Annotated in this window: 2 protein-coding genes; both read left to right on the top strand. The window is 67.2% G+C overall.

What is annotated here, in order from left to right; translation table 11 throughout:
- Positions 1-713: 713 nt before the first annotated feature.
- Entirely contained in the window at positions 714-2,414 is a 1,701-nt protein-coding gene (locus VHB27_RS17325; RefSeq protein ID WP_325602757.1) for a ShlB/FhaC/HecB family hemolysin secretion/activation protein, read from the top strand.
- Positions 2,415-2,434: 20 nt separating this feature from the next.
- On the top strand, positions 2,435-6,928 hold a 4,494-nt coding region (locus VHB27_RS17320; RefSeq protein WP_325602755.1), incomplete at its 3' end, for a beta strand repeat-containing protein.

The raw sequence follows: 6,928 nt of genomic DNA, 5'->3' as shown, positions 1-6,928 counted from the left end.
AAAATCCATTTTCAGATCAAATGACATCGGATATTTCTGTAACGAAATAGAACCGTTGGCCGGACCCCGTGATCGGATTCCCCGATCATACCCCCGCCGGGCCAAGGCGATCGGAAACCCCGTCATGGCTCGGCTCGACCGGGCCATCTCTTTCCCGGGCGTCATGGGGTCGCCCGGTCGAGCCGGGCCACGACGCAGGCGGCGATTCCGACCCCGCTGACGCGGCCTTCCGCGAAAACCGGGGGTAAGCGTCGATGGTCGGCGGACATCGGGCATCACGGCAGTCGCCCCACGCGGCGCCCTGTGACGGCCAGCCCTAGCCCGGTCATCCGCGATCGGAGGTCGTCGCGCAACCCGGCAATATCGGGCGACACGATCAATTATGACATCGGAAATATATCGAAAGCCCACCTCTCTTGACAGGTCTCGAGTTGTGACCTTGAAATGAAGGAGGGGATAAGTATGAATAATTCCGAAATCGATATCAACGGGACGCGGCGTCTTCGCCGAAATTGCAGTTTCATGTCTTCGGCAACCGGTTGGCCGCGCGTTTCGCGTAGATGGCTGGCGGACGGTGCGACAATTGCGAATACGTATTCTTCCGTATCGCCGCACGACTCTGAAATGTCCTCCCAGCGTCATCCGTCCTTCGCCGCAACGGCTTACCCTTCGGCGCGCGTATGATTAAACATAGAATCGTTCGCCGCGTTCGCGTGGCCCTGCTTGTCCCCTTGGTCGGCTTCTTCCATGGGGCCGCCCTCGCGCAGCCGGCGCCGCAGGTCGTTACGCCCCAGCAGGGCACGCCCATCCCCCAGATCGCACCGCGCCAGCCGCCCAATGTCGGCCCCGGCCTCGGCGCCGCGCCTTCCGGCGCCGCGCCCCTCGCGGCCCCCGCGGAAACCATGGCCATCCGCTCCGTCGCGGTCGAAGGCAGCAGCATCTTCCCCCAGGAAAAGCTGCTCGGCGTCGTCGGCGGCCTCACCGGTTCGGCCGTCCCGCTCAGCCGGGTGGAGGCCGCACGCACCGGCCTGCTCGATCTCTACCGCGACAACGGCTACACCTTCACCACGGTCGACGCCGTTCTCGGCCCCGACGGAACGATGCATTTCCGCATCGGTGAGGCGCAGGTGACCGAGGTCCTGCTGGACGGCAACATCGGTCCCGCCGGGGAGCAGGTGCTGCGCTTCCTCGACCATCTGCGCGACGTGCATCCGCTGAACGTCGCGGACCTGGAACGGTGGCTGCTGCTGGCCAAGGACATCCCCGGTGTCTCCGTCGACGCGGTGCTGCGGCCCGCCGGCACCGCCCCCGGCGCCCTGACCCTGGTCGCCCAGGTTCGCCGCCAGGCGGTCACCGGCTATATCACCGCCGACAACCGCGCGGATCCCAACGCGGGGCCGGAGCAGGGGCTGGCCGTCATCCAGTTCAATTCGTTCACCTCGTTCGCCGAACGCACCCAGTTGTCGCTGTTCGGTTCCGCCCGCGCGACGCAGATCTTCGGCCAGGCGGACGAGGAGTTCTATGTCGGCGGCTCCGGCCTGACCGTGCACGCCTATGCCGGCCACGGCTATATCCAGCCCTCCGGCCTGCTGGGCGAATTCGGCTATGATGGCGAAACGACCGTGGTCGGCATGGGCGCGCGCTACCCGCTGATCCGCCGCCGTCCCTACAGCCTGACGCTGGAGAGCTCGTTCGACACGCTCTACACCGACATCACCCTGGGCGATAATGTCGCCGGCAACAATCTGCACCTGGGCCACGACGCAGTCCGGGTCCTTCGCTTCGGCGCTATCGGCGCGGCCTATGACCAGTTCCTGGGTGACACGCGTCCGGCCGCCAACCAGCTCACGGTGCGTCTGTCGCAGGGCCTGTCGATCTTCGGTGCAACGACCGAACTGCGGGCGGGGGCGCATCCCAGCTTCGTCAAGATGGCGTTCGAAGCGACGCGGGTGCAGACGCTGTTCAACCCCTGGCCGACCGCGACGCTGGCGCTGCAAGGCACGCTGGCTGGCCAATGGAGCAACGACGTGCTGCCGCTGGCCGAGAAATACTACCTGGGCGGCGGCGAGCTGGAGCGCGGCTTCTACGCCGGCCAGGTCACCGGCGACAACGCGCTGGCCGCCTCGGCGGAGCTGCAGTTGACGACGCCGTTCTCGGCGACGGTGTTCGATCGGCCGCTGCGGTTCCAGCCGACCTTTTACTTGTTCTACGACTGGGGCGAAACGTGGGAGAACCAGTCGTCCGATCCCAATGAGCGCCTGCAATCCTGGGGCGGCGGCATCAGGCTGCCGGTGAACGACCGCGTCGAGGTCCAGCTTGAAGGCGTCCACCGCCTGACGATCCAGCCGAACGGCCCGGCCTCGCCGCGGCTGCACGCGAACGCGATCTTCTGGCGGCTGGTGCTGCGGCTATGACGGAACAGGGGAACACCGAGATGACATCCTGGCATCCGCGCTGGCGCACCCGTTCCGTCCGGCGGACGGTCGCGGCCCTGTTCCTTTTGGGCCAGGGCCTGCCCGCCCCGGTGGCGATGGCGCAGACCATTGCGCCGAACGCCGCGCCCCAGGGCGGGCGCGTGGTCGCCGGTTCGGCCGGCATCACCCAGAACCCGGCCACCACGGTCATCAATCAGAGCACGAACCGAGCGGTCATCAACTGGCGGAGCTTCGATGTGGGGCAGGATCATACGGTCCAGTTCCAGCAGCCATCGGCGCAGGCGATGACGCTGAACCGCGTCACGACGCCCAACCCGTCGGTGATCGCCGGGCACATTACGGCGAATGGCGGCATCGCCCTGGTCAACCAGTCGGGCGTGGTGTTCGCCCATGGTTCGCAGGTGCAGGCGCAGTCGGTCATCGTCTCGACCGCCGACATCAGCAACCAGAACTTCATGTCCGGCGGCCCGATGGCCTTCAACCGCGCCGGCAAGCCGGACGCCCGGATCGTCAACGACGGCGACATCACGGTCAAACAGGCGGGGCTGGCCGCGCTGGTGGCCCCGCAGGTGGCCAACCACGGCGTGATCGAGGCGCGGCTGGGCACCGTCGTGCTGGGCGGCGCGGAAACGCACGTGATCGACCTGAACGGCGACGGTCTGGTGTCCTTCGACGTGACCGGCGCGGTGCGCAAGGCCCCCAATAATGGTGAGGCGCTGGTCACCAACACCGGCGTCATCCGCGCCAATGGCGGGACGGTGCAACTGACCGCCGCGGCGGCGGACGGGGTGGTGCAGGACCTGGTGCGGGCCGGGGGGCGCATCCAGGCGAACACCGACGCGGCGACCGGCAAGACCGGCCGCATCCTGCTGGAGGGCACGGGCGGCAGCATCAGCGTGGCCGGCGACGTCTCGGCCCAGGGTCTCGCCGCCGGCACCAAGGGCGGCACGATCGGCGTGCTCGCGGACGCGGTGCAGGTGGAGAAGACGGCGCGCATCAATGCCTCGGGCCGGGCCGGCGGCGGCACGATCGCGATCGGCACCAGCCTGCCCGGTGCGGCGACGCAGCGGCTGGCGCAGGGGACCGGCATCGCCAAAGGGGCGGTGATCAAGGCCGACGCGACCGACAGGGGCAATGGCGGCCATGTCGTGGTGAACTCGGTGCAGGAGACCACGGTGGCGGGCGACATCAGTGCGCGCGGCGGGCCGAACGGCGGCGATGGCGGCCTGGTGGAGGTTTCCGGGCAGGGCAATTTCTCCCTGATCGGCGTCATCGACGCCGGCGCTCCGGCCGGGCATCAGGGTTTGATCGTTGTGGATCCGGACACGCTCGAGGTGGTCGCGGACACCGATCCCAGGATCAATCTGAACAGCGGCAACCTGGCGAGCGGAACGCTGGCATTCTCCGACGGCCCGACGAGCAGCTTTATCGGCACGTCGACGATCGGGTCCTTCAGCGGCGCCCTGACGCTGCAGGCCTCGACCAGCATCACCGTCAGCGTGGGTGTCGATAAGACTGCGGGCGACCTCACGCTCGAGAGTCCGACCCTCACGCTCAACGCCCCGGTGACGCTGGAGAACGGCGATCTCAGCCTCATCGGCGGCACCATCAACATCAACAGCACCCTGACGGTGACGGCGGCGCACCAGGTCATCCTGACGCCCTTGTCAATCCCAGGGGCCGTCGTGCCGCTGGTCGTTGCCGAAGGCACGAATGGCGTCATCAACGCCGGCACGCTGACCCAGGGCGGGGACGGCGGTTTCGCGACAATTAGCCTGACGGGCGCCAACAAGATCGCGACGATCGACATCCTGAATGCCACCAACCTGACCGTCGTTGATACGCAGGATCTGGTCGTATCCAATCTGGTTCGCGGCGACACCACGCTTTCTCTCCAGGTCGATGGTGGAAACCTGACGGTCGATGGGGAGGTCTTGTCGGAGGGCAGCGCGAATCCGACATCGCAGCTTTTTGCCAGCGGCAACATCACCATCGGCCCGAACGGCTTCGTCTCCGCGGACAACCTCCAGATCGAGGCCGGCTACAATTTCACGACCGGCGCGCCCGATCTTGGCGCCGCGGGCGGGATCCTCATCCAAGGCGCCATTTTCGGCGCTCGAAACGCCGAAGGCGCAACGCTCGACACGCCCGTGTTCCTGGCAGCAGGTCGCGGCGGCATTACCGAGAACGGTGGAACCATCCAGGCGGCGACCCTGACGTTGCAAAGCGGTGGCGACGTGACGCTTACGACGATCACGCCGCCCGGACCCGACGGCACCGGGGGCCCCGCGGCGAGCAACGAGATCAATGTCCTCGGCGCCAGCTCCGTCCAGGGCAATTTCACCCTGGCCACCTATACGATTCCCGATCCGAACAGTGTGCTCACACCTTCGTTGCAGATAGCCGGCAATGTCGACGTGACCGGCACGTTCAACGTTCAGGCTGTCGGCGCTGGCCTGGAGGAGGTGACCGGCGGCCGCATCCTGGCGAATACCCTCGTGGCGAATGCCGACGACACGATTTCGCTGCTCGGCGACAACCAGATCGGCGTCCTGGGGCAGATCAGCGGCTTCGGCGTTTTCATCCACAATTCCGTCGATCTGCAGGTGGACGGTCCGATCGACAGCGGTGGCGGGCTTACCGTCGCGTCGGAAGGCAACCTCGTGGTGAACGGCAGCCTGACCACCACGGACAGCGACATGTTGCTCCAGGCCGGCGGCAACCTGACGCTGAGCTCGACAGGCTCTCTCGTGGCCAATCTGGGCGAGGGCAGTACCGCTTCCATCACGCTGGAGGCGGCAGCACCCGGGGGCACGTTCGATCCCACCTTGTCGGGCTCCATGACGCTCGCCGGATCGATCTCCGCGGTCACGGGCGTGACCCTGCATGCCGGGACGGGCGGCATCCACCAGACCGGCGGCAGCATCCAGGGCCAGACATTGGCGGTTCGGTCGGGCGGCGACGCGTTGCTCTTCCGGGGCGGCGCGACCGGCGGGACGCCGAACAGCATCACCAGCGGCATCGCTGCCCAGGTCGCCGGCGACTTCGAGTTCGACAATGGCGACACCGACATCACCATCCCGGGCGCGATCAGCGCCGGCGCGATCGGGCTGCGTACGACCGGGACGCTGAACCTGACGGAGACCTGTGCCCGCGTCGCGCCCTTCTGCACGCCCGCCAGCCTGAACGCGGGCGCCGGCCGCATCTCGCTTGAAGCCGGCGCCCTGGCGTTCGACACCGGCGTCACCGTCACGGGGGGGCTGGTCGAGATCGCGCCCGCAACGAACGTGCCCCTGGTGGCCGGCGATCCGGCCGGGACGATCATGACCGGCAGCTTCATGGTCAACCAGGACGTCCTGTCCGACATAACCGCGACGACGCTGCGGCTGGGTGCCGACACCTTCGGCGGGACCACGACGGTCACGAGGGCCAGCCTGGTGAACCTCAGCGGGCCGGTTACCCAGATCGGCACGCTCGATCTGCGCAGCCTGGGCGACATCACCCAGGGCGCGGCGTTCCAGGTCGGAACGCTCACGGGCGCGGCGGGCGGCAACATCGTCCTGACGAACGGCGGCAACACGGCGACGACGATCGGCGACCTTTCCGCCGGCGGCACGCTTAGTCTGACCCTCGGCTCCGACATGTCCTTGGCCGGCACCGTGTCGGGCACCACCGTCACCTTGGACTCCAGCGGCAACATCAGTGAGACCGGGGCAGGAATCGTCATCGCCGACCAGCTCGCGTTGGCGGCGACCGGATCGATCGCACTGGGCGGCGCCAACCAGGTCGCGCAGCTTCTGGACTCCAGTGCCGGCACCACGCTGCTGCTCAATGATGTGGCGCCGACCTTGAACGTGGCGGCCGGCAACGTGGTGCAGGCCGGCGAGGCTGTGACCCTGATCGACACAGGGGACCTGACGATCGCCGGCACGATACGGCAGGCGCCGTCCAGGACGCCGTCGATCTTCAGCGTCACGCTGACCTCCGGCGGCGACATCACCGAACCTGGTGGTGGGATCATCCAGGCCGATCAACTCACCCTGACGGCACTGGATGGATCGGTCGACCTGCCCGGCGCGAATCAGGTGGGGCAGCTTTTGAGCTCCACGATCGGCGGCAACCTGTTCTTCAACGACGTCATGCCGACCGGCCTGACGGTGCCGGACGGACAAACCGTCCGTGCGGATGAGGGGATGACGCTGGTCAACACCGGAGACGTGACGATCGGCGGTATCTTGTCTGGTCCCACCGTGACGCTGACGTCCGGCACCAATGTCCAGGAGACCGGGACCGGCTTCATCGTGGCCGACCAACTCGCGCTGACGGCGGAAGTTGGATTGATTGCCCTGGGTGGCGCCAACCAGGTCTCGGAACTTCTGTCCTCGACCGCCGGCACCACGCTGGTCTTCAACGACGTGATGGCAACGGGCCTGACGGTGCCGACCGAGAATACCGTTCAAGCCGGCCAGGCAATGACGCTGACCAACACCGGG

It is taken from the genome of Rhodopila sp., assembly GCF_035548235.1.
In the GTDB taxonomy this organism is placed as follows: Bacteria; Pseudomonadota; Alphaproteobacteria; order Acetobacterales; family Acetobacteraceae; genus Rhodopila.
This window is presented reverse-complemented; position numbering and strand designations above follow the sequence as displayed.